General features: G+C 61.5%; 22 protein-coding genes. 16 read left to right on the forward strand and 6 right to left on the reverse strand.

Annotated elements, in window-relative coordinates; all coding sequences use genetic code 11:
• Positions 1 to 428: 428 nt before the first annotated feature.
• The 4 genes from GYA95_RS00540 to norR all read right to left on the reverse strand — a co-directional run bounded on the left by GYA95_RS00540 (position 429) and on the right by norR (position 4,201).
• A complete protein-coding gene (locus GYA95_RS00540) occupies positions 429 to 1,163 on the reverse strand; it encodes a YkgJ family cysteine cluster protein (RefSeq protein WP_015268988.1) in 735 nt (244 codons plus the stop codon).
• Complete coding sequence (locus tag GYA95_RS00545) at positions 1,160 to 1,471, reverse strand: hypothetical protein (protein ID WP_015268989.1); 312 nt, start codon at positions 1,469 to 1,471, stop codon at positions 1,160 to 1,162. The genes GYA95_RS00540 and GYA95_RS00545 overlap by 4 nt, the downstream gene beginning before the upstream one ends.
• Before the next feature lie 87 nt (positions 1,472 to 1,558).
• Positions 1,559 to 2,458 (reverse strand): chemotaxis protein, encoded by a 900-nt coding sequence (locus GYA95_RS00550; RefSeq protein ID WP_015268990.1) that lies wholly within the window; start codon positions 2,456 to 2,458, stop codon positions 1,559 to 1,561.
• Positions 2,459 to 2,647: 189 nt separating this feature from the next.
• Positions 2,648 to 4,201 carry a nitric oxide reductase transcriptional regulator NorR gene (norR, locus tag GYA95_RS00555; protein ID WP_015268991.1) on the reverse strand — a complete coding sequence of 518 codons (1,554 nt, stop codon included), beginning with the start codon at positions 4,199 to 4,201 and terminating at the stop codon, positions 2,648 to 2,650.
• A 154-nt stretch (positions 4,202 to 4,355) separates the two neighbouring features.
• Between norR and hmpA the strand changes: the two genes are divergently transcribed.
• The 15 genes from hmpA (at position 4,356) to GYA95_RS00630 (ending at position 17,854) form a co-directional block, all read left to right on the forward strand.
• Complete coding sequence (hmpA, locus tag GYA95_RS00560) at positions 4,356 to 5,534, forward strand: NO-inducible flavohemoprotein (protein WP_015268992.1); 1,179 nt, start codon at positions 4,356 to 4,358, stop codon at positions 5,532 to 5,534.
• Between the two features lie 536 nt (positions 5,535 to 6,070).
• The gene (locus GYA95_RS00565) at positions 6,071 to 6,577 is read left to right on the forward strand and encodes a disulfide bond formation protein B (protein WP_013970978.1); all 507 of its coding nucleotides are present in this window, start codon (positions 6,071 to 6,073) and stop codon (positions 6,575 to 6,577) included.
• 559 nt (positions 6,578 to 7,136) lie between these two features.
• On the forward strand, positions 7,137 to 8,081 hold the full coding sequence (cyoA, locus tag GYA95_RS00570; protein WP_015268993.1) for a ubiquinol oxidase subunit II: 945 nt from the start codon (positions 7,137 to 7,139) through the stop codon (positions 8,079 to 8,081).
• Positions 8,082 to 8,084: 3 nt separating this feature from the next.
• The gene (cyoB, locus tag GYA95_RS00575; RefSeq protein ID WP_013970980.1) at positions 8,085 to 10,103 is read left to right on the forward strand and encodes a cytochrome o ubiquinol oxidase subunit I; all 2,019 of its coding nucleotides are present in this window, start codon (positions 8,085 to 8,087) and stop codon (positions 10,101 to 10,103) included.
• A gap of 3 nt (positions 10,104 to 10,106) precedes the next feature.
• On the forward strand, positions 10,107 to 10,730 hold the full coding sequence (cyoC, locus tag GYA95_RS00580) for a cytochrome o ubiquinol oxidase subunit III (protein WP_023661242.1): 624 nt from the start codon (positions 10,107 to 10,109) through the stop codon (positions 10,728 to 10,730).
• Entirely contained in the window at positions 10,730 to 11,062 is a 333-nt protein-coding gene (gene cyoD / locus GYA95_RS00585; protein ID WP_003259128.1) for a cytochrome o ubiquinol oxidase subunit IV, read from the forward strand. Before cyoC ends, cyoD begins: the two co-directional genes overlap by 1 nt.
• Positions 11,063 to 11,073: 11 nt before the next feature.
• Positions 11,074 to 11,961 (forward strand): heme o synthase, encoded by an 888-nt coding sequence (gene cyoE / locus GYA95_RS00590; RefSeq protein ID WP_013970981.1) that lies wholly within the window; start codon positions 11,074 to 11,076, stop codon positions 11,959 to 11,961.
• A gap of 276 nt (positions 11,962 to 12,237) precedes the next feature.
• Complete coding sequence (gene alaC / locus GYA95_RS00595; protein ID WP_013970982.1) at positions 12,238 to 13,446, forward strand: alanine transaminase; 1,209 nt, start codon at positions 12,238 to 12,240, stop codon at positions 13,444 to 13,446.
• 131 nt (positions 13,447 to 13,577) lie between these two features.
• The gene (locus GYA95_RS00600) at positions 13,578 to 14,705 is read left to right on the forward strand and encodes a PH domain-containing protein (RefSeq protein ID WP_015268994.1); all 1,128 of its coding nucleotides are present in this window, start codon (positions 13,578 to 13,580) and stop codon (positions 14,703 to 14,705) included.
• 159 nt (positions 14,706 to 14,864) lie between these two features.
• Positions 14,865 to 15,248 (forward strand): YkgJ family cysteine cluster protein, encoded by a 384-nt coding sequence (locus GYA95_RS00605; RefSeq protein WP_003259127.1) that lies wholly within the window; start codon positions 14,865 to 14,867, stop codon positions 15,246 to 15,248.
• A 493-nt stretch (positions 15,249 to 15,741) separates the two neighbouring features.
• Positions 15,742 to 15,888, forward strand: coding sequence for a hypothetical protein (locus tag GYA95_RS27530; RefSeq protein WP_169774995.1), 147 nt, complete (start codon positions 15,742 to 15,744; stop codon positions 15,886 to 15,888).
• Entirely contained in the window at positions 15,885 to 16,136 is a 252-nt protein-coding gene (locus GYA95_RS00615; RefSeq protein ID WP_015268995.1) for a DUF3077 domain-containing protein, read from the forward strand. The genes GYA95_RS27530 and GYA95_RS00615 overlap by 4 nt, the downstream gene beginning before the upstream one ends.
• A gap of 196 nt (positions 16,137 to 16,332) precedes the next feature.
• Entirely contained in the window at positions 16,333 to 16,896 is a 564-nt protein-coding gene (locus GYA95_RS00620) for a GNAT family N-acetyltransferase (RefSeq protein ID WP_012270565.1), read from the forward strand.
• A gap of 12 nt (positions 16,897 to 16,908) precedes the next feature.
• On the forward strand, positions 16,909 to 17,448 hold the full coding sequence (locus GYA95_RS00625) for a hypothetical protein (RefSeq protein WP_015268996.1): 540 nt from the start codon (positions 16,909 to 16,911) through the stop codon (positions 17,446 to 17,448).
• Between the two features lie 19 nt (positions 17,449 to 17,467).
• Positions 17,468 to 17,854, forward strand: a complete 387-nt coding sequence (locus GYA95_RS00630; protein ID WP_015268997.1) for a lysozyme inhibitor LprI family protein — start codon at positions 17,468 to 17,470, stop codon at positions 17,852 to 17,854.
• A 122-nt stretch (positions 17,855 to 17,976) separates the two neighbouring features.
• Here GYA95_RS00630 and mnmH read toward each other — a convergent pair whose 3' ends face one another.
• On the reverse strand, positions 17,977 to 19,089 hold the full coding sequence (mnmH, locus tag GYA95_RS00635) for a tRNA 2-selenouridine(34) synthase MnmH (RefSeq protein ID WP_015268998.1): 1,113 nt from the start codon (positions 19,087 to 19,089) through the stop codon (positions 17,977 to 17,979).
• Complete coding sequence (selD, locus tag GYA95_RS00640; RefSeq protein WP_015268999.1) at positions 19,089 to 20,123, reverse strand: selenide, water dikinase SelD; 1,035 nt, start codon at positions 20,121 to 20,123, stop codon at positions 19,089 to 19,091. Before selD ends, mnmH begins: the two co-directional genes overlap by 1 nt.
• Positions 20,124 to 20,250: 127 nt before the next feature.
• On the opposite strand from selD, the gene GYA95_RS00645 reads away from it, so the two are divergent.
• Positions 20,251 to 21,105, forward strand: coding sequence for a putative selenate ABC transporter substrate-binding protein (locus tag GYA95_RS00645; protein WP_015269000.1), 855 nt, complete (start codon positions 20,251 to 20,253; stop codon positions 21,103 to 21,105).
• Positions 21,106 to 21,112: the final 7 nt, after the last annotated feature.

The following is a 21,112-nucleotide window of genomic DNA, read 5'->3' on the forward strand; positions in this document are numbered from 1 at the left end:
GGGTCGGCAGCGTGACCGCTGGCTGACAGCGCTGTCAGAATTGCCTGCGCCTCCATCACACATCTGGCATGCGAACTGCGACCCCTGTGGGAGCGGGCATGCCCGCGAAGAATGCAACGCGGTGGATGGCAACGGCTGTGCCGGTGTTCGCGGGCACGCCCGCTCTCATAGAACAACACATGACTCATTGGTTCGGCGAGGTTCTGTAGGAGCAGCCTTGTGCTGCGAAGAGGCCGGTACTGACAAAGCCTGTCTGTTGCTTGTACCGGCCTCTTCGCAGCACAAGGCTGCTCCTACAAAGGCCGCGTCAGACGAGCGATATTTGTTCTCTGCGCGACAGCGCAGCCCAAAAGGGCTGGGTAATCTCCCACAGGGACCGCGGCAGGCTTTGGTTGCTGTGCAAGGCGGTTGCCCCCGCCGAGGCATAGCTAGAAGCTGATGAAAGCGTAATACACCGGGGGCTCATTGGTGGTGCGCAAACCATGTTCCTGCAAGCTCGCCACCAGCGCCGCGTCCTCCACGTGCAGGGTCCACTGTGCCAGGCCAGCCTCCGGTACCTGCGCCAGACCCGCGCGGAAGGCCCCCATGTCAGGCAGGTAGGCAGTAAATCCGTTGCCCTTGAGCGCACTGGTGGTCATGCCCAGCGCCTGGCACACCGCCACCTTGGCGGCGATGTCATCGCGGTCGGCCTGGCGCGAGGCCTGCACCAGCGCCTCCAGCCCGGCATCGACCAGTTGCCTGCCGTGAATCAGCTCCGGCCCCTGTTGCCAGGCTTCCGGCGGGCAGTCCTTGCTGCCTGGCCGCAGCGGGATATGCGGGTTTATTTCCACCGGGTAGATGCGACAGACCAGCGGCCGTTGGTCATAGATGGTGCACAGGTCGTTGTCGTCGAGGTTGCGGCAGCGCCCGGGGTTGAAGGCGGCAAAGGTCACCGAGACGCGTACCTCGCTGTCGCCGCAGGGTACGGGATGGGAGCGACGCAGCACATGATCACGCTGCTCTACCGGCATGCCACGGCCGTCCGCCACGAAGGCTTCGATCAGTACCACCACCTGGCCGTCGTTGTCCGCCCAGCGGCGCGCTTCGGCCAGGGTCAAGGGCACGTGGTGGCCGGTACAGCACTTGCCGCAGCCGGTACAGGCGAAACGCAGGCTGTCGGTCACTTGACCTCCGGGCTCCACTCGCTGACGAAGGCGCGCTGGTGCTGGCGGTCGTACAGGCACAGCTCGGTGCCGGTACGCTGCTGCATGTGCTTCTGGGGGTAGACGCCTTCGATCAGCAGGGCACTCATGCCGACCTGGTCATCGAACTCGGCGGGCTTGCTGCGGGCGTGAGCATCCTTGAACTGGCTGGCGGCCAGGCAAGACTTGAGCATCTGCTGGCGCTGCTCGTTCCAGGCCTGGCTGCTGGAGGCCTGGGCGATACCGCTGAAGAGGGCGAAACTGATCAGGATAGAGCTGAAAAACTTCATACGGATTCCGGCAAGTTACTTGCGAGGGGGGCGAATTATGCCCGACTCGACCCCGACGGCAAGCCGGGGAGTTTGTCTCCGAATATATCAGCGCTCGGCGAACACCACGGCGCGCGCCGCCACCACCAGACAATCGGTCAGCTCTGGCGAGGAAAACTTGGTGAGGATGGCATTGGCCCCGGCCTGGGTCGCCTTTTCACTGCTCATCGCGCTGTCCAGCGAGGTGTGCAGCAGTATGTACAGGTGCTGGAAGTCGGGGGTTTCGCGCAGGGTGCGTGTGAACGCGTAGCCGTCCATTTCGCTCATTTCGATGTCGGAGACGATCACGTTGATTTCCTGCGCGGTGCCCTGCAGCTCCAGCAACACGTTGATGGCGTCCTTGGCGCTGCGCGCGGTATGGCATTCGACGCCGAGGTTGCGCAGGGTGTGCACCGACTGTTGCAGGGCTACCTGGCTGTCGTCCACCACCAGGATATTGGCGGCGGCCAGCAGGCTGGCGTCTTCCTCGCTCAGGGTGGCGTGATGCGGTTCGGGCACCGGCGGGGCGATGGCGTGGATGACTTTTTCGATGTCCAGCACCTGCACCAGAGTGTTGTCGACCCTGGTCACGCCGGTGATGAACGAGCGGCTGCCCGAGCCATAAGGGGGTGGTTTGATGTCGGTGCTCAGGCAATGCACGATGCGGCTGACCGCCTGCACATGCAGGCCCTGGCGCGAGCGGCTGATCTCGGTGACGATCAGGCAGCCGCCGTCAGGGTCGGCCAGCGGCCGTTCGCCAATGGCGCGGGACAGGTCGATGACCGACAGCGAATTGCCGCGCAGGGTTGCCACGCCTTTCACGTGGGGGTGCGATTCGGGCAGCTTGGTCAGCGGCGGGCAGGGGATTATCTCGCTGACCTTGAGCAGGTTGATTGCCATCAACTTGCCGCTGCGCAGGGTGAACAGCAGCAGGGACAGCGAGTCCGCGCGGGCATTTTGCGTGGCCATGGTGACCTTCGTGGGGAACAGGGGATAACCGGTTATCGGCCTGGTTTGGTCGGGCTTTAGCGGGTGTGGGGATTGTGGGGCTGCTTTGCAGCCCATCGCGACACAAGGCCGCTCCTACAGGGGGGCGCGGTCCCTTGTAGGAGCGGCCTTGTGTCGCGATGGGGCGCAAAGCGCCCCCAGGATTCCAACTCAGCGCAGCCCCAGCCGACGGGCCAGACGACTAAGGTTGGCGCGGTCCAGGCCGAGTTCCCGGGCAGCCGCTGCCCAGTTTTCCTGGTGCCGCTGCAGGCAGGCCTCGATCAGCTGGCGCTGGTAGTCGTCGACGGCTTCGCGCAGGCCCCCTTCGGGTAGCGGTGTCGCCGGCAAGGGCACAGCAGGGGAGGGCGGGGTGCCGGGCGTTGCGGTTGCGCGCAGGTCCAGGTCGATGGCTTCCAGGGTGAGGATGCGTGGCCTGTCGGAATGTTGGCCCAGCGCCTTGAGCGCCGAGCGGCCGATCAGATGTTCCAGTTCACGTACGTTGCCTGGCCAGTCGTAGGCCAGCAGCGCGGCCTGGGCTTCGCTGCTCAGGCGCAGGCTGTTCAGGCCCAGGCGCGAACGGTTCTGTTCGAGGAAGTAGCCAGCCAATAGCAGCACATCACGCCCACGTTCGCGCAACGGCGGAACTTGCAGCGGGTATACGCTGAGGCGGTGGTAGAAGTCGGCGCGGAAGTTGCCAATACGCACCTCTGCTGCCAGGTCGCGGTTGGTGGCTGCGATCAGGCGCACATCCACCCGGTGTTCGCGATCCGAGCCCAGGCGTTGCAACTGGCCGCTCTGCAGTACGCGCAACAACTTGGCCTGCACCGTCAGTGGCAGTTCACCGACTTCGTCGAGGAACAGTGTGCCGCCATTGGCGAGCTCGAACTTGCCGCGGCGCTCGCCATGGGCGCCGGTGAAGGCTCCGCGTACATGGCCGAACAGTTCGCTTTCCACCAGGGTGTCAGGCAGGGCGGCGCAGTTGAGGCTGACCAACGGCTTGTCAGCGCGGTTGCTGGCCTGGTGCAGGGCCTGGGCCACCAACTCCTTGCCGACGCCGGTCTCACCGGTTATCAGTACGGTCAGGTCACTGCCACCGACCAGGCGGATTTCCTCGACCAGGCGCTTGTGCGCGGGGCTCTGGCCAATCAGCTCTTTGTCCTGGCCGCTGGCCTGGCGGTAGATTTCCGCGCGGTGGTGTTCGTCTTCCGCGCGCAGGGCCAGGTGCTCGATGCGCTCGGCCACGGTTACCGTGGCGGCGGCAAGGCTGGCGAAGGCCTGCAGAGCGCCCAGCTCCAGGCTCTGGAACTGCCCGGGGGTCAGGGCATCGAGGGTGACCAGGCCCCAAGGGCGCTCGTCGACCATCAACGGGCAACCCATGCAGTCATGTACTTCCAGGTTGGCATCAGGGGCGTTGACCAGGCCGTCGTAAGGGTCGGGTAGCTCGGAGTCGCTGGCGAAGCGGGTGGGTTCACGGCTGCTTAGCAGGACCTGGAAGCGTGGGTGCTCGCTGACTCGGAAGCGCCGGCCCAAGGTATCGGGGCTCAGGCCGTCCACTGCCAGCGGCACCAGCCATTCGCCGTCCAGGCGCAGCAGCGCGGCGGCATCGCAGGTCAGCAACCCACGCATGGCCTGCAGCAGGCGGCGATAGCGTTCCTGGTCGGGCAGGTCGCGGGAAAGGTCGCTGACCAGGGGCAGCAGGGTGGTGAGCAGGGGCTTCGTGGTCATATGGACTCCTGTGGGTCGATATGACTATACGTCGAGGTGGGTCGTTTTGACATGACCTGTGTCAAGCCCCTGATTTTGCTGGAGATAAAAGTTGGCATGATTGATGTAATGGCTCGGGCAGTCATTTGAAGCCACAGGCTCAGGAGTTGTTGCAATGCTCAATGCCGAACAACGTGCAATCATCAAGGCCACTGTCCCCCTGCTGGAAAGCGGCGGCGAAGCGCTGACCACCCACTTCTACAAGATGATGCTCAGCGAGTACCCGCAAGTGCGCCCGCTGTTCAACCAGGCCCACCAGGCCAGCGGTGACCAACCGCGCGCCCTGGCCAACGGGGTATTGATGTATGCCCGCCACATCGACCAGCTGGAGCAGCTTGGCGGCCTTGTCGGCCAGATCATCAACAAGCACGTTGCCCTGCAGATTCTGCCGGAGCACTACCCGATCGTCGGCAGCTGCCTGCTGCGCGCCATCGAAGAAGTGCTGGGCAAGGAAATCGCCACACCCGCCGTGATCGACGCCTGGGGCGCGGCCTATGGCCAGTTGGCCGACATCCTGATCGGCGCGGAAGAGAACCTCTATAAACAGAAGGAAGAAGCCGAAGGCGGCTGGCGCGGCACCCGCGAATTCCGCCTTGTGCGCCGTGAGCAGGAAAGCAGCGAAATCGTTTCGTTCTACTTTGCCCCGGTGGATGGCAAACCGGTGCTCAGGGCCGAGCCTGGCCAGTACATCGGCCTGAAGCTGGACATCGACGGCGCCGAGCAGCGCCGCAACTACTCCCTGTCGGCACTGTGCGACGGCAAGGAATACCGCATCAGCGTCAAGCGCGAAGCGGGTGGCAAGGTCTCCAACTACCTGCACGATGTGCTGGCGGTGGGCGATACCCTGCAGCTGTTCCCGCCGGCTGGCGATTTCACCCTGGCGGCGAGCGACAAGCCGCTGGTGCTGATCAGCGGTGGCGTGGGTATTACTCCGACCCTGCCAATGTTGCAGGCGGCGCTGCAAACCCAGCGTGAGGTGCATTTCATTCACTGCGCCCGTAACGGCGCCGTGCATGCCTTCCGCGCCTGGATCGACGAGCTGGCCGAGCGTCACCCACAGCTCAAGCGCTTCTACTGCTATGCCGAACCGCATGATGATGCCGCGGCTGATGCCGTGGGCCTGCTGAGCGAGGACTTGCTGGCCGAGTGGCTGCCGCAAGAGCGAGACGTGGATGCATACTTCCTCGGGCCCAAGGGTTTCATGGCGGCGGTCAAGCGCCAGCTGAAGGGCCTGGGTGTGCCAGAGCAGCAGAGCCGCTACGAGTTCTTCGGGCCGGCGGCTGCGCTGGAGTGATGTAGCGCCTGCACTGGCCTCTTCGCGGGCTTGCCCGCTCCCACAGTTACCCCACAGGTTTTGCAGTCTGTGGCGTATCTGTGGCCGGTACAGGCTTACAGCGTATTCATCCCAGCCGCTGGCAAGCCAGCTCCCTTGCAGCACTGCTCCCGCCCGTGGGTAATCGAGAACGAAACGGTCGATCGCATTCGTCGCCTGGGGGCTGGCTTGCCAGCGGCTGGGCCGCACCTCACCTTCCTGCCTATATATAAGGAGAGATGAAAGCGGCTGTGCAGCTTTCATCTTTAATCCTCCTTTAATCACGGTATCCTTCACTCCCGGGTGTCGAGGGGCTTGCCCCTGCGCGGCACCCGGGCAGCCGCTTTTTTTGCCGCACGGCGTTGAACCGACGTCGTTGCGGCCGGTCTCAGCCACACCGGATAGCCCCGCGCAGCGCTATCACGCCGCTTCCTCGGCACGTCAAAGGCCCTGCCCAGCGTGTAGACTTGCGCCAGGCAGGCAGATCACGCTGCCACTATCCATCGAAGGAACCGGCAATGAACGAACAAACATCGCGCCTGAATCGGGAACGGCGCTTTCTGGTACTGTTGGGCCTGATCTGCATTTCGCTGATCGGTGGCGCTCTCTACATGCAGATAGTCCTGGGCGAGGCACCATGCCCTCTGTGCATCCTGCAACGTTATGCGCTTTTGTTCATCGCCGTGTTCGCCTTCATCGCAGCGGCGATGCCCGGGCGCCGTAGCCTCACCTTCTTCGAGGTACTGGTGGTGCTCAGCGCCATCGGCGGAATCGTTGCGGCCGGCAACCATGTGTATATACTCGCCAACCCCATGGTCAGTTGTGGCATCGACACCCTGCAGCCGATCGTGGACGACCTGCCGCTGGCCAAGCTCTGGCCGCTGGTGTTCCAGGTCGACGGCTTCTGCAGCACGCCATACCCGCCGATCCTTGGTCTGTCGCTGGCGCAATGGGCACTGGTGGCGTTCGTCCTGACGGCTGTGCTGGTTCCACTCGGGATCTATCGCAACCGACGCCAGGGTTAGACAAAAGTACCGAATTGCATGGGGTCTTTTACGCCGCATGAGAAGAGGGAAAATTCGCTCACCGCTTGATCCAGATCAACTCGGAGGCCTTGCAGAATGCGGCTTTGGGGGCTATCAAGCGGGGTGCGACAAACTGTCGCGAAGTTGAGTTTTTGAGCAGCATTGTTGCAGATTCTGTAAAAGACTGTTGCTCAATAAGTCATAGTCAAGGATTGGCGACCTATCTACAATCGCCCCCAATTTCCGTTCGGCACTGCTTGCGAGTCGCAGGATTGAAGGAAGCCCCAGCGCTCCTTTTTGCTGACTTCGTCAAGTTTCGCCCAACGGCGATACCGGGCGGATCCCCCTCCGCGTTTTCCCGCACCAAATGGACTTGGTCTGAAGTACAGGCCTGTTGCCTACGAAACCATAAGCACCGCTAACCCGCTTGACGCCAAGGTCCTGCAGTCGGACCCCGGGCAGGAGCGAGTACGGGCGCGAAATGCCTCACTTGGCAGGACGAAGTGCTGGCTACCAAAACACAAATTGCATTGAAGCAAGCTGATCTAGAGGTCGTGAGATGAGTAAAAAGCGTTACCCCAGACTGTTTGGCATATTGCCCTTTTTAGGCATGCTTTTACTCAGTGGGTGCAACTGGACCCTGCTCGACCCGAAAGGTCAGGTCGGCATTGAGCAAAAGAACCTGATCCTGATCGCTACCGGTCTGATGCTGCTGGTGGTGATTCCTGTCATTATCATGACCGTGGTTTTCGCCTGGAAGTACCGTGCTTCCAACAAGGCTGCCACCTACACCCCCGACTGGTCGCACTCGACCAAGATCGAAGCCGCGGTGTGGATCATCCCGATCCTGATCATCATCGCCCTGGGCTACTTCACCTACCACTCCACCCACAAGCTGGACCCGTACCGTCCGCTGGATTCCGATGTGAAGCCGGTGCAGATCGACGTGGTCGCACTGGACTGGAAATGGCTGTTCATCTACCCGGAGCAGGGCATTGCCACGGTCAACAAGATCGTCTTCCCGGCTAACACTCCGGTCAACTTCCGCGTCACTTCCGACGCCGTGATGAACTCGTTCTTCATCCCGGGCCTGGGCGGCCAGATCTACGCCATGGCCGGCATGACCACCAAGCTGCACCTGATCGCCAACGAAAACGGCGAGTTCGACGGTATCAGCGCCAACTACAGCGGTGCTGGCTTCACCGGCATGAAATTCAAGGCTACTGCCACCTCTCAGGAAGACTTCGACAAGTGGGTCGCCGAGGTCAAGCAGTCGCCGAAGAAGCTGGACAAGGCCGAATACGACGCCTTGGCCAAACCAAGCGAAAACAACCCAGTCGCGCTGTATAGCGAGGCTTCGCCTGACCAGTTCCAGCTGATCGTCGACAAGTACGAAGGCATGAACCGCGGTCGTCCGAGCCACGAAGAAGCAGGCAGCAAAGATCTGGCCACTACCAAGGGTGTGGAATCGAGTATGCAACCAGCTGCCGGTGCAGAGGAGTAAGAGATGTTCGGTAAACTAAGCCTGGAGGCGATACCCTATCACGAGCCGATAGTCATGGTGACGCTTGCCATGATCGCGCTCGGTGGTATCGCTGTCGTCGGTGCTATCACCTACTTCCGCAAGTGGACCTACTTGTGGAGCGAGTGGTTGACGACTGTCGACCACAAGAAAATCGGGGTGATGTACATCATCGTCGCGATGGTCATGCTGCTGCGCGGCTTTGCCGACGCCATCATGATGCGTACCCAGCTGGCTGCCGCTACCGGTGGCTCCGAAGGCTACCTGCCGCCTGAACACTATGACCAGATCTTCACCGCTCACGGTGTGATCATGATCATCTTCATGGCGATGCCGTTCTTCACCGGCCTGATGAACCTTGCGGTTCCTCTGCAGATCGGTGCACGTGACGTTGCCTTCCCGTTCCTGAACTCCCTGAGCTTCTACCTGCTGCTGGCAGGCGTGCTGCTGGTCAACATCTCGCTGGGCGTTGGTGAATTCGCCAAGACCGGCTGGGTTGCCTATCCGCCGCTCGCGGGCATTCAGTACAGCCCTGGGGTGGGTGTCGACTACTACATCTGGGCGCTACAGCTCTCAGGCCTGGGTACGACGCTTACCGGCGTGAACTTCCTCGTCACCGTGATGAAGATGCGCGCACCTGGCATGAAACTGATGGACATGCCGATCTTCACCTGGACCTGCACCTGGGCCAACGTGCTGATCGTGGCTTCCTTCCCGATCCTGACCGCTGCACTCGCTCTGCTGACTGTTGACCGTTATCTGGACTTCCACATCTTCACCAACGAGCTTGGTGGGAACCCGATGATGTACGTCAACCTGTTCTGGGCGTGGGGTCACCCTGAGGTTTACATCCTGATCCTGCCGGCCTTCGGTGTGTTCTCGGAAGTTACCTCCACCTTCGCAGGCAAGCGTCTGTTCGGCCACCACTCGATGATCTACGCATCGGGCGCCATCGCCGTGCTGGGCTTCGCTGTATGGCTGCACCACTTCTTCACCATGGGTGCCGGCGCCAGCGTCAACACCTTCTTCGGCCTGGCGACGATGCTGATCTCCATTCCGACCGGTGTGAAGCTGTTCAACTGGCTGTTCACCATCTACCAGGGCCGTCTGCGCTTCACCGCGCCGATCATGTGGACCCTGGGCTTCATGATCACCTTCTCCATCGGTGGCATGACTGGTGTTCTGCTGGCTGTTCCAGGTGCTGACTTCGTGCTGCACAACAGCCTGTTCGTAATTGCTCACTTCCACAACGTGATCATCGGTGGTGCGGTATTCGGCTACATCGCCGGCTTCGCCTACTGGTTCCCGAAAGCCTTTGGTTTCACCCTGAACGAGAAGTGGGGCAAGGCTGCCTTCTGGTTCTGGATCTCGGGCTTCTACGTAGCGTTCATGCCGCTGTACGCCCTGGGCTTCATGGGCATGACTCGTCGTCTGAACCACTCCGACAACCCACTGTGGGAACCCTACCTGTACGTAGCCGTTGTCGGCGCCGTGCTGATCCTGTTCGGTATCGCCTGCCAGCTGATCCAGCTGTACGTATCGGTTCGCGACCGCAACCAGAACCTGGACGTGACCGGCGACCCATGGGGCGGCCGTACCCTGGAATGGTCGACTTCGTCGCCACCTCCGTTCTACAACTTCGCCCACATGCCTGAGAAGGTTGGTCTGGACGCCTGGCACGAAGCCAAGGAAGCCGGTGTTGCCTACAAGCCTGCGGCCAAGTACGAAGCGATCCACATGCCGAGCAACACCTCCACCGGTTTGTTCATGGGCCTGTTCCTGACCGTCTTCGGCTTCGCCTTCATCTGGCACATCTGGTGGCTGGTTGGCGCGAGCCTGGTTGCAACCATCGCTGTCTTCGTTCGCCACGCTGCGCGTGACGACCAGGGCTACATGGTTCCGGCCGAAGAAGTGGCGCGCATCGAAGGCGAGCGCATGAAAGCGCTGGCCAAAGCAGGTGCTCTGCCTGCCGGCGCACGTGTCGAATCGTTTGAGCGGGTGTAATCAATGTCCAGTCAAGTAATGCACGGTGCTGCTCATGGTCACGACCATGGGCATGACGACCACCACCACGACTCGGGCCAGATGACCGTACTCGGTTTCTGGCTGTACCTGATGACCGACTGCATCCTGTTTGCGTCGCTCTTCGCCACCTACGCGGTGCTGTCCGGCAGTTTTGCCGGCGGCCCGTCGGGTCATGACATCTTCCAGCTCGATTTCGTAGCTGTTGAAACGCTGTTCCTGCTGCTGTCCTCGATCACCTTCGGCTTCGCCATGCTGAAGATGTTCGACGGCAAGAAAGCTGGCGTACTGGGCTGGTTGGCTGTGACCTTCCTGTTCGGTGCAGGCTTCATCGCGATGGAAATCTACGAATTCCATCACCTGATCGCCGAGGGCTACGGCCCGAACCGCAGTGGTTTCCTGTCGGGCTTCTTCGCCCTGGTAGGTACCCACGGTCTGCACGTGACCGCCGGCCTGATCTGGATGGCAATCATGATGTACCAGATCAACAAGCACGGCATCACGCCGACCGCCAAGACCCGCATGAGCTGCCTGAGCCTGTTCTGGCACTTCCTGGACGTGGTCTGGATCTGCGTATTCACCGTCGTCTACCTGCTGGGAGTTCTGTAATGGCTAACGCACACGACACTCATCACGAAGGTAACCACGGCAGCGTCAAGTCGTACATGATCGGCTTCATCCTGTCGATCATCCTGACTGCGATCCCGTTCGGCCTGGCCATGTCGCCAAGCCTGCCGAAGAACCTGACCGTTCTGATCATTGTTGCCATGGCCGTGATCCAGGTAGTAGTGCACCTCGTGTACTTCCTGCACATGGACCGCTCGAAAGAGCAACGCAACAACGTTTCGACGTTCCTGTTCACCACCCTGGTGATCGCTCTGCTTGTCGGCCTGTCGCTGTGGATCATGTTCAGCATCCACTTCGAAATGTTGGCCAAGTGAGGTAAGACTGCATGTCCGTTAAGCACTTTATCCAAATCACCAAACCGGGGATCATTTTCGGTAACGTGCTTTCCGTGGCAGGCGGTTTCTTCCTTGCCTCGAAGGGCCATGTGGATTTCGCCCTGTTCCTGGCGGTGGTGATCGGTACTTCGCTGGTGGTTGCGTCCGGATGCGTGTTCAACAACTGCATCGACCGTGACATCGACCACAAGATGGAGCGCACCAAGAACCGCGTCATGGTCCAGGGCGGCATGTCGCTGCCCCTCGCGCTGATCTACGCCACCCTGCTCGGGGTGGCGGGTTTCAGCCTGCTGTATGTCCAGGCCAACCCGCTGTCGGCGTTCTGTGCGCTGATCGGCTTCATCGTCTACGTCGGTTTCTACAGCCTGTGGCTGAAGCGTAAATCGGTGCACGGCACCTTGGTCGGCAGCCTGTCTGGTGCCATGCCTCCGGTGATCGGCTATTGCGCCGTGAGCAACAGCTTCGACCTGGCTGCATTTACCCTGCTGGTGATGTTCAGCCTGTGGCAGATGCCGCACAGCTTCGCCATCGCGATCTTCCGCTTCAAGGATTACAGCGCTGCCAACATTCCGGTCCTGCCGGTGGCACGTGGCATCCTCGCGGCGAAGAAGCAGATCGTGCTGTACGTGCTGGCTTTCGTGCTCGCAACCCTGATGCTTACCCTCGGCGGTTACGCCGGCCTCGGCTATCTGGCCGTGGCAGCAGCCATGGGTCTGTACTGGCTGTACATGGCCTGGGCTGGCTACAAGGCCGAGGACGACAGCAAGTGGGCGCGCAAGGTGTTCGGCTTCTCCATCCTCACCGTCACTGCCCTGAGCGTGATGATGGGTGTGGACAGCCAGACCGCTGCGGACGTGCTGATGACATACGCACGCTGATACTGCTGCCTGTTTCACGAAAAACCCCGGCCACTGTGCCGGGGTTTTTTATGGGCGTTTTTCTGTGCCGGCCTTGTTCGCGGGCTCGCCCGCGAACAAGGCCGGCACAGCAGAATATAAATTTCTTATTTTCAAAAAATACATCTGAAAAGATCTATGAAAACAGGAAATTGTCCTTTACAGGTATCCTGTATCGGCACTATCTTCTGATTCAGGCCGCCACATCGGCCAGCGTCGCTCGGACGGTTCCGGGCGCTTACGTACTCAGAGGAAGCCATGGCCAACCCAGGTTCGCCGCGCCGCTTTGCGCGCATCGATCGTCTGCCCCCTTACGTCTTCAACATCACTGCCGAGCTCAAGATGGCCGCCCGCCGCCGTGGCGAGGACATCATCGACCTGAGCATGGGCAACCCCGATGGCGCCACCCCGCCGCACATCGTCGAGAAGCTGGTGCAGGTCGCCCAGCGTGAAGATACCCACGGCTACTCCACCTCTCGCGGCATCCCGCGCCTGCGTCGGGCCATCTCCAACTGGTACAAGGAACGCTACGAGGTCGACATCGACCCGGAAAGCGAAGCCATCGTCACCATCGGCTCGAAGGAAGGCCTGGCGCACCTGATGCTGGCTACCCTCGACCAGGGCGACACGGTGCTGGTGCCCAACCCCAGCTACCCGATCCATATCTACGGTGCGGTGATCGCCGGTGCCCAGGTGCGTTCGGTACCGCTGGTGCCGGGCGTGGACTTTTTCAACGAACTCGAGCGGGCCATCCGCGAGTCGATCCCCAAGCCGAAGATGATGATCCTCGGCTTCCCGTCCAACCCCACCGCTCAGTGCGTGGAGCTGGACTTCTTCGAGCGCGTGGTGGCCCTGGCCAAGCAGTATGGCGTGCTGGTGGTCCATGACCTGGCCTATGCCGACATCGTCTACGATGGCTGGAAGGCCCCGTCGATCATGCAGGTGCCGGGGGCCAAGGACATCGCGGTGGAGTTCTTCACCCTGTCCAAGAGCTACAACATGGCTGGCTGGCGGATCGGCTTCATGGTCGGCAACCCCGAGTTGGTCAGTGCCTTGGCGCGGATCAAAAGCTACCACGACTACGGCACCTTCACCCCGCTGCAGGTGGCTGCCATTGCAGCACTGGAAGGCGACCAGCAGTGCGTACGAGACATTGCCGAGCAGTACCGCCAGCGCCGCAACCTGCTGGTGAAAGGGCTGCACGAGCTGGGCTGGATGGTCGAGAACCCCAAGGCTTCGATGTACGTATGGGCGAAGATCCCGCCGGAGTATGCGCACCTGGGCTCGCTGGAGTTTTCCAAGAAACTGCTGGCCGAAGCCAAGGTTTGTGTGTCGCCGGGGATCGGTTTTGGTGATTATGGTGATGACCATGTGCGTTTTGCCCTGATCGAGAACCAGGATCGTATTCGCCAGGCGATTCGCGGGATCCGGCAGATGTTCCGGGCTGATGGCCTGACTCGTAAGTAAGCCCCCATGTCTACAGGTACGGCACATGCCGCACGGCCTGCGCCGTACCTGTAGGAGCACTTTCCTACTGCTCTACAGCTACCCAGATAACTATTTTTCTGCACTCATTTCTCACTTCAGAGACCCGAAAGATGAGTGTCTTCACCGCCTATTTCTGCGGCACCGGCTCCCACCGCTTCGACGATGCCAACCCCAACTTCTGGAATGGTGAGCTGGTCTCGACCCTGGCCAGCAATGACCAGGGCCGCGAGTTCGCTCACTGGATTGCCGTTGACGGCCCCGGCAGCGGCAACCTCCAGGATGACAATCTGTTCGTCGAGCCCGGTGGTTATTTCAACTGGAGCGGCCAGTTGTTCGGCAGCGGCTGGGAAGAGAACGTCAACCATGTGCTGAAGGTGATCAAGGGCGAAAGCAGCTGGCAGCGCACCAAGCTGAGCGAGGAAGAATACGAGCGGCTGAAGGAGGCCGGGGTTCCGATCCCGGATGCCACCTCTACAGCTTCCTGGTTCTGGCGCACCTATGACTACGGCGAACGCCACCCGACGCCACAGGAGCTGCAAGAGCGCATCATCAACCTGTTCCGCAAGCCGCGCTTGCCGACCCAGGTGAACCTGGTGGGTTGGAGCAGGGGAGGGATCAGTTGCCACATGCTGGCCAACGCCATGGCGCAGGACCCTGTATTGCGGGACATACCCGTGAATATCTTCGCCATCGACCCGGTGCCGGGCATCGGTAACCTGCAAAGCCAGCGGGTAACCTTGGCGGGCAATGTCCGCGAGTATGTGGGTTTCTATTCGCGGGACGAGCGATCCAAAGGCTTTGCCTGCGTGATCCCTTCGGTCGAACCGGGTACACGGATATGCATCTACCCGATACCAGGCCGCCACGCCACGCTGGTGGGCAACGCCTCCATCGACGGTGCGAGTGATGGCAAGGTACTGGCGGAGCCGGGATTGATCGTTCGTCATTTTGCCGAGGTCTGCCTGACCCGCTGGGGTGTGCAACTGGACAGGCGCCTGTTCCTGAGCGACGAGCAGTTGATGCGATATCACATGGTCATGGCCGCTGCCGAAGGGAGTTACAAGGCCATGCGTAGCGAGTCGTATACCGTACTTACCGAGGGCGAAGATGACGACCGCTTGGTGTATTGCGGCGAGACCTGCATTCACTTCAGCAAGGTGTGTGGTGATGGCTATGAGCCGACCGAGGGCCTTGGCCAGCAGCGCTGGGATGTCAACACCTACAAGGCATTACGCTGACTTGAATGGGCGGCCGGGGAAGTCGTTGGTCGCCCGTGTTCAATTGCCGGATCAGCGGCAAATATTTTTTGCATTCCCCTCTATCCAGCCGCCCCGGCTTGGATTGAAAATGGCGCCGCGGGCCAGCCCCGATAACAACAACCTTCCCTCCGTGCCATCATGTCCGAATACAACCCTTGCCTTGACTGCGGCGCCTGCTGCGGGTACTTCCGTGTGTCCTTTTTCTGGGGCGAATGCCAGTCCGCCGGGGGCCTTGTGCCGGACGACCTGGTGGTACAGATCAACCCCACCCGTGTTGCCATGATCGGCACCGATGCCAAACCCTGCCGCTGCATCAGCCTGCAGGGCGAGATCGGCCAGGAAGTGGCTTGCACCATCTACGCCAACCGTTCCAGCCCCTGCCGCGAGTTCGAGGCGTCGTGGGAGGGTGGGGTGCATAACCCCAGCTGCGACGATGCGCGGGCGGCGTATGGCCTGCCACCACTGACCCCGCCCGGGGCCAACGAGCCGCATTGGCCGGATGATGGGGCTGAGGTGGCCTGATCGTATTTCGTTAGCCTGTACCGGCCCTTTCGCGGGTAAACCCGCTCCTACAGGTATCACCGTACCCTGTAGGAGCGGGTTTACCCGCGAAAGGGCCATCAGCTGTAAGAAGATTCTGAACCTGCAACCAAATGCTTCAGGTTGCCAGGGATTAGGAATTATCCTACGGCCTAAGTCGGATGCCGTCTGATAGGCAAGTAGCTACCTCAGAGATAACGTTTCGGCGTCGTCACAATTGGCGATCGGGTGTGAGAAGCCCGGTGTTTCGAGATGGCTTGCCAGTTATGGCAGCCGTGCGCGTGCAGACTTCGGTCTGGCCGGTGCCTCGGACACTGGTCTTCTCACCTCGCGTACGGCTGCCACCTTATCTGTGAGAAGGATGCGAGTGGTTGCCTCTGAAAATATTTCCGAGATGACTATGAAAAAACTTGTACCTGATCCACCCGTTACAGACCTTACTTACCAAGCCGCGAAGTCCCAGGCTACCCAGGTCATGGACATTCTCTCCAACACCATCCTCCAATACCTCGACGCAGAAGCCCCGGACCTGCGTTCCACCCTTCTCGAAAACATGTCGACGCAAACTGCCCTGTTGCACGCCTTGTTAGCCCACATAAAGGCGCAGGAGGCCCAGGCATGAGCGACCACCTCAAATCCCGCACCACCGTAGGTGCGGAGAAATTCCTTGAGCTGTACCGGATAGAGCCGGGTGTACCGCTTGATCTGGCATTCGATGAATTGTCGGTGCTGATCGGCTGTATCAAGCATTTGAACGAAGAGGCCGAGATGGAGGGCGACAAGATCGCTGGCAGCGCGGCGCGCATTCTCAGTGCCATGGCCAAGGCGCTGATCAATGACATGGAAATGGGCTTGAATCGGGGCGCCTGAACGATTTTTGGGGCCGCTTTGCGGCCCATCGCCGGCAAGCCAGGCTCCCACAGGTATAGTGCAAGGCTCCTGGCCTGTGGTGTACCTGTGGGAGCCTGGCTTGCCGGCGATAGGGCTGCGCAGCAGCCCCGGGATGCTTGAACCGATCGCTTGACGTTAAACTGTCATCTCCCCAGCAATGGACAGGAGATCCGGCGTGACCCCACCCCGCAGTTTCCCCAGTGACCTCTGCCTCGACAGCCCGCGTCTGCAATTGCGCCCCATGCGCCATGCCGATGCCGCGCAATGGCTGGCGATCATGGCCGACCCCGAGGTCATGCGCTATTGGCACCATGCACCTTGGCAAGACCTGGCCGAAGCCGAAAGCGCCCTGGCCGCCGACCGCGAAGCCTATGCCAATGGTGACCAGCTCAAGCTTGGCATGTACCGCCGTGACAACGGCGAACTGATCGGTATGGTCCAGCTGTTCAATATCGACGATGTCTCTCGCCGTGGTGAAATCGGCTACTGCCTGGCCAGCGCGGTGCAGGGCAGGGGTTACATGGACGAAGCACTGACCTGCTTCATCGATTACCTCGCCCACACCCTGCACATGCGCCGCCTGGAAGGCGAGATCGACCCGCGCAACCAAGGTTCGGCACGCACTCTGGAGCGCCAGGGCTTTGTGCTGGAAGGCACATTGCGTGCGCGTTGGTGCGTTGCCGGCGAGTTGTCCGATTCGGGTATTTATGGCCTTCTGCTAGAGCCCCCGGTTGCATAGGAAGTAAATCTCTTGCCAGTTTTCTACCTGAGCGCCAGCCTGCTGCTTTACCTGCTCGCACTGTTCTTCGACGGCGCGCTGATGAGTGGTGACCGCCACATGCCGGCCCTGCAGATGCTGTTGTACGGGCCTTGGGGTATGCCCTTCGGGTTGTACCAGTGGTTTGCCAACCCGCTGCTGGCCCTGGCGGTCCTTGCCCATCGACGCTTTCGCCGGCTGGCATTGCTGGTCGGGCTGGTGGCTGTGTATCTGGCGGCCAGCAGCTTTGGAATTGACCGCCTGCCGGACAATCAGAGCTATGAGTTCCATGACCTGACCGGTTTTGGTGCCGGTTTCTACCTGTGGCTGGCGGCAATGGTGGTGTTTTGCATGGGCCAGGCCTGGCATTGCTGGAGGGCACGCAGCGCCGACGACATGCCGGGCTGGAGCTGGCTGGATGTGGTGTTGATCGCGGCGCTTGGCGTGGCGTTGTATGCGGCCACGCAGATGCCATCGCTGCGCTTCGAGCCGGGCAAGGTGCTGATGCCGCCGGAACAGCCACAGACGCTGTGATACCCACAAGGAGGGGTTGATGGCCAAGCATTACCTGACGGGCCTGGCAGTGGCCTGTGTGCTGCCGCTGGCCCAGGCGGATGACTACACGCCGGGATACGGGCAGTGCATGGACAAGGCGTCCAGTACCGTGGCCATGAGCGAGTGCATTCGGGCCGAGACGCAGTTGCAGGACCAGCGTTTGAACCGGGTGTACAAGCAATTGATGGGCAAGCTGGATGCCGGGCAGCAGAAGAGCCTGCGTGATGTGCAGCGCAAGTGGCTTGCCTACCGCGATGGCAATTGCGGGTTCCATGTGCAGGCCAGTGGCGGGACAATGGCACAGCTGGAAGGTGGGACCTGTGTGATGGACATGACCCGCGACCGGGCGGCGGAGCTGGAGCGCGTGCTCAGCCCTGGGCAGTGAGGCTGCCAGTACTGGCCCTATCGCCGGCAAGCCAGCTCCCACAGGGAGCGCATACCCTGTCAGGCAGTGCAATACCTGTGGGAGCTGGCTTGCCGGCGATGGGGCGCGAAGCGGCCCCGTTTTTACTTGCGCGGTTCGCGCAGCGCTCGGGCCTTGAGGTACTCGCGCACTTCCACCGCATCCCCGGCAAACTCGATACGCTCTGCTTTCGCTGCACGCTGGTAGGCATACATCGGGTCGTAATACTCGCTCAGCAAGCTTTCGATGAAGACCCGGTGCAATTCCACCGAACCACTGCGCTGCTGCTCGTCCAGCGCCTGGCGCAGGATTTCCGACAGCCGCTGATGGCGCTCGCCGCCGAGGCGCTTTTGAATCCTGCCCATGCTCTGCAGAAGTGTCTCGGCAAATAGCCGCCGGCCATCTTCTTCACCATGCAGGGTGACGAACTCGGCGCTCAGGTCGATCACGTAGTCGCGCAGGATACGCTCCACGCGGTTGGCCAAACTGTCTTCCAGCCACACCAGCGGGTATTGCTGCATGCCCTGGTACAACTCCAGCGGTACGGTGCAGCTGCCCACGATTCGGCCTTCGTCTTCCAGCACGAACTGCTCGATGCCCCGGGCGCGTTTTTTCAACACTTCTATGGCCAGCCTGTTCTCGAAGTCGATCTGCGCTGGCTGAGCAGTGGCGCGCTTGCCAAAGCTGGAACCGCGATGGTTGGCGTAGCCCTCCAGGTCCAGCGCGTTGTCCAGCAGGTGCAGCACATCGGTCTTGCCGGTGCCGGTCAGGCCGCCCGCGAGCACGAAATCACATTGCGCGACCGCCTGTTGGGTAGTCTCCAGCAGGAAGTGGCGCATAGCCTTGTAGCCGCCCTCGACGAGGGGGTAGTGGATGCCCTTCTCATCGCGCAGCACTTTCTGCACAAGATGGGAGCGCAGGCCGCCACGGAAGCAGTACAGGTAGCCTTCCGGGTGATCCTCGGCGAACTTTGCCCAGGCCTCCAGACGTGCCTGCTTGATCTCGCCGCTGACCAGCTTGTGGCCCAGAACGATGGCTTCAGCCTGGCCTTTCTGCTTGTAGCAGGTGCCGACCTTTTGCCGCTCCTGGTCATTCATCAGCGGCAGGTTGACGGCGCAGGGGAAGGCGCCCTTGGCAAACTCGACAGGTGCACGCATGTCCATCATCGGCACATCGTCGAGGAACAACTGGCGAAAGTCGGTGCAGTCGGGGCGCATCAGATCACCTCGACCGCGTGGCTCTGTCGCTCGACCAGCTTGCCGATTGGCGCCAGTTGCAGGCCCAGTTCGGCGGCCACCGCCAGGAACTCGGCTTCACCCTCCGGGATAACCGCCACCAGCAAGCCGCCACTGGTCTGCGGGTCGCACAGCAGATGCTTCTGGTCGTCGCTCAGGGCGCCGATCTTGTGGCCATAGCTGTCGAAGTTGCGCAGGGTGCCGCCGGGGATGCAGCCCTCGGCCAGGTAGTGGTCGACGCTGGGCAGGCGCGGGACGGCGGCATAGTCCAAATGAGCGGTAAGGCCACTGCCCTCGGCCAGTTCCACCAGGTGGCCGAGCAGGCCGAAACCGGTGACGTCGGTCATGGCCTTGACCCCGTCAAGCTTGCCGAAGCGGCTGCCTGGCGTGTTGAGGGTGCACATCCAGTCGCGGGCAAGGCCCTGGTCCTGGGGGCGCAGCTTGGCCTTTTTCTCGGCGGTGGTGAGGATGCCGATACCCAGTGGCTTGGTCAGGTACAAGCGGCAGCCTGCGCTGGCGGTGTCGTTGCGCTTGAGGTGACGCTTGCTGACCACGCCGGTGACGGCCAGGCCGAAGATCGGCTCGGGGGCGTCGATGGAGTGGCCGCCGGCCAGCGGGATACCGGCTTCGGCGCATACCGCACGGCCGCCGCGGATCACTTCGCGGGCCACTTCCGGTGGCAGCACGTTGACCGGCCAGCCGAGAATGGCAATGGCCATCAGCGGGTCGCCGCCCATGGCGTAGATGTCGCTGATGGCGTTGGTGGCGGCGATACGGCCGAAGTCGTACGGGTCATCGACGATCGGCATGAAGAAGTCGGTGGTCGAGACCACGCCGCGCTCGTCATCCAGCGCGTACACGGCAGCGTCGTCGCGCGAGGTGTTGCCTACCCAAAGTTTCGGGTCCAGAGCCTGGGTGCCGCTTTCTGCGAGGATCACATCCAGCACCTTGGGGGATATCTTGCAGCCACAGCCGGCACCATGGCTGTACTGGGTCAGGCGAATCGGCTCGCTCATGTGCACCTCAGGAGGTCAATTTGATGCGCGATTGTAGCAAAGCTGGCCTTTGCGCCTGCGCCTCTTATAATTCCCGTCGTCGGCCTATAGGCCGACATTTCCCCGCTATTGAACCGGAGAACACCTCATGCTCAAACGCCCTCTGGCGCTCGCCGCCGGCCTTGTGCTGTCTTGCTGTGCCGTTGTCGCCCAGGCCGCCGACACTCTGCGGGTCAGCGCCATCCCTGACGAAGCACCGACCGAACTGCAGCGCAAGTTCAAACCGTTGGGCGAGTACCTGGCCAAGCAGTTGGGCATGGAGGTGAAGTTCGTGCCTGTGGCCGATTACCCCGCGGTAGTCGAATCGCTGGCCTCCGGCCGCCTGGACCTGGCCTGGCTGGGGGGCTTCACCTTCGTACAGGTGCACTTGAAGGACCCTGCCGCCACGCCGCTGGTGCAGCGTGAACAGGATGCGCAGTTCACTTCCAAATTCATCACCGCCAACCCTGATGTGAAGAGCCTGGCCGACCTCAAGGGCAAGTCGTTTGCCTTCGGTTCCATTTCCTCCACTTCGGGCAGCCTGATGCCGCGTTACTTCATGCTCAAGCAGGACAACATCAAGCCTGAAGACTACTTCGGTCGCGTTGCCTACTCCGGCGCCCACGATGCCACCGTGGCCTGGGTGCAGGCCGGCAAGGTCGATGGCGGCGTGCTCAATGCCAGCGTTTGGCAGAAGCTGGTGGATGCCGGCAAGGTCGATACCGCCAAGGTGAAGGTGTTCGCCACCACCCCGACCTACTTCGACTACAACTGGACCGTGCGCGGCAACATGGACCCGGCGCTGAAAGAGAAGATCAAGAAAGCCTTCCTCGGCCTCGACCCGGCCAACCCGGAGCACAAGGCGATCCTCGACCTGCAGGCGGCCAGCCGCTTCATCGAGACCAGACCTGAGAACTACGTGGGCACCGAGCAGGCTGCGCGCGAGGCCGGCCTGCTCAAGTGATATCGAC

The organism is Pseudomonas asiatica, assembly GCF_009932335.1.
GTDB classification, from domain to species: domain Bacteria; phylum Pseudomonadota; class Gammaproteobacteria; order Pseudomonadales; family Pseudomonadaceae; genus Aquipseudomonas; species Aquipseudomonas asiatica.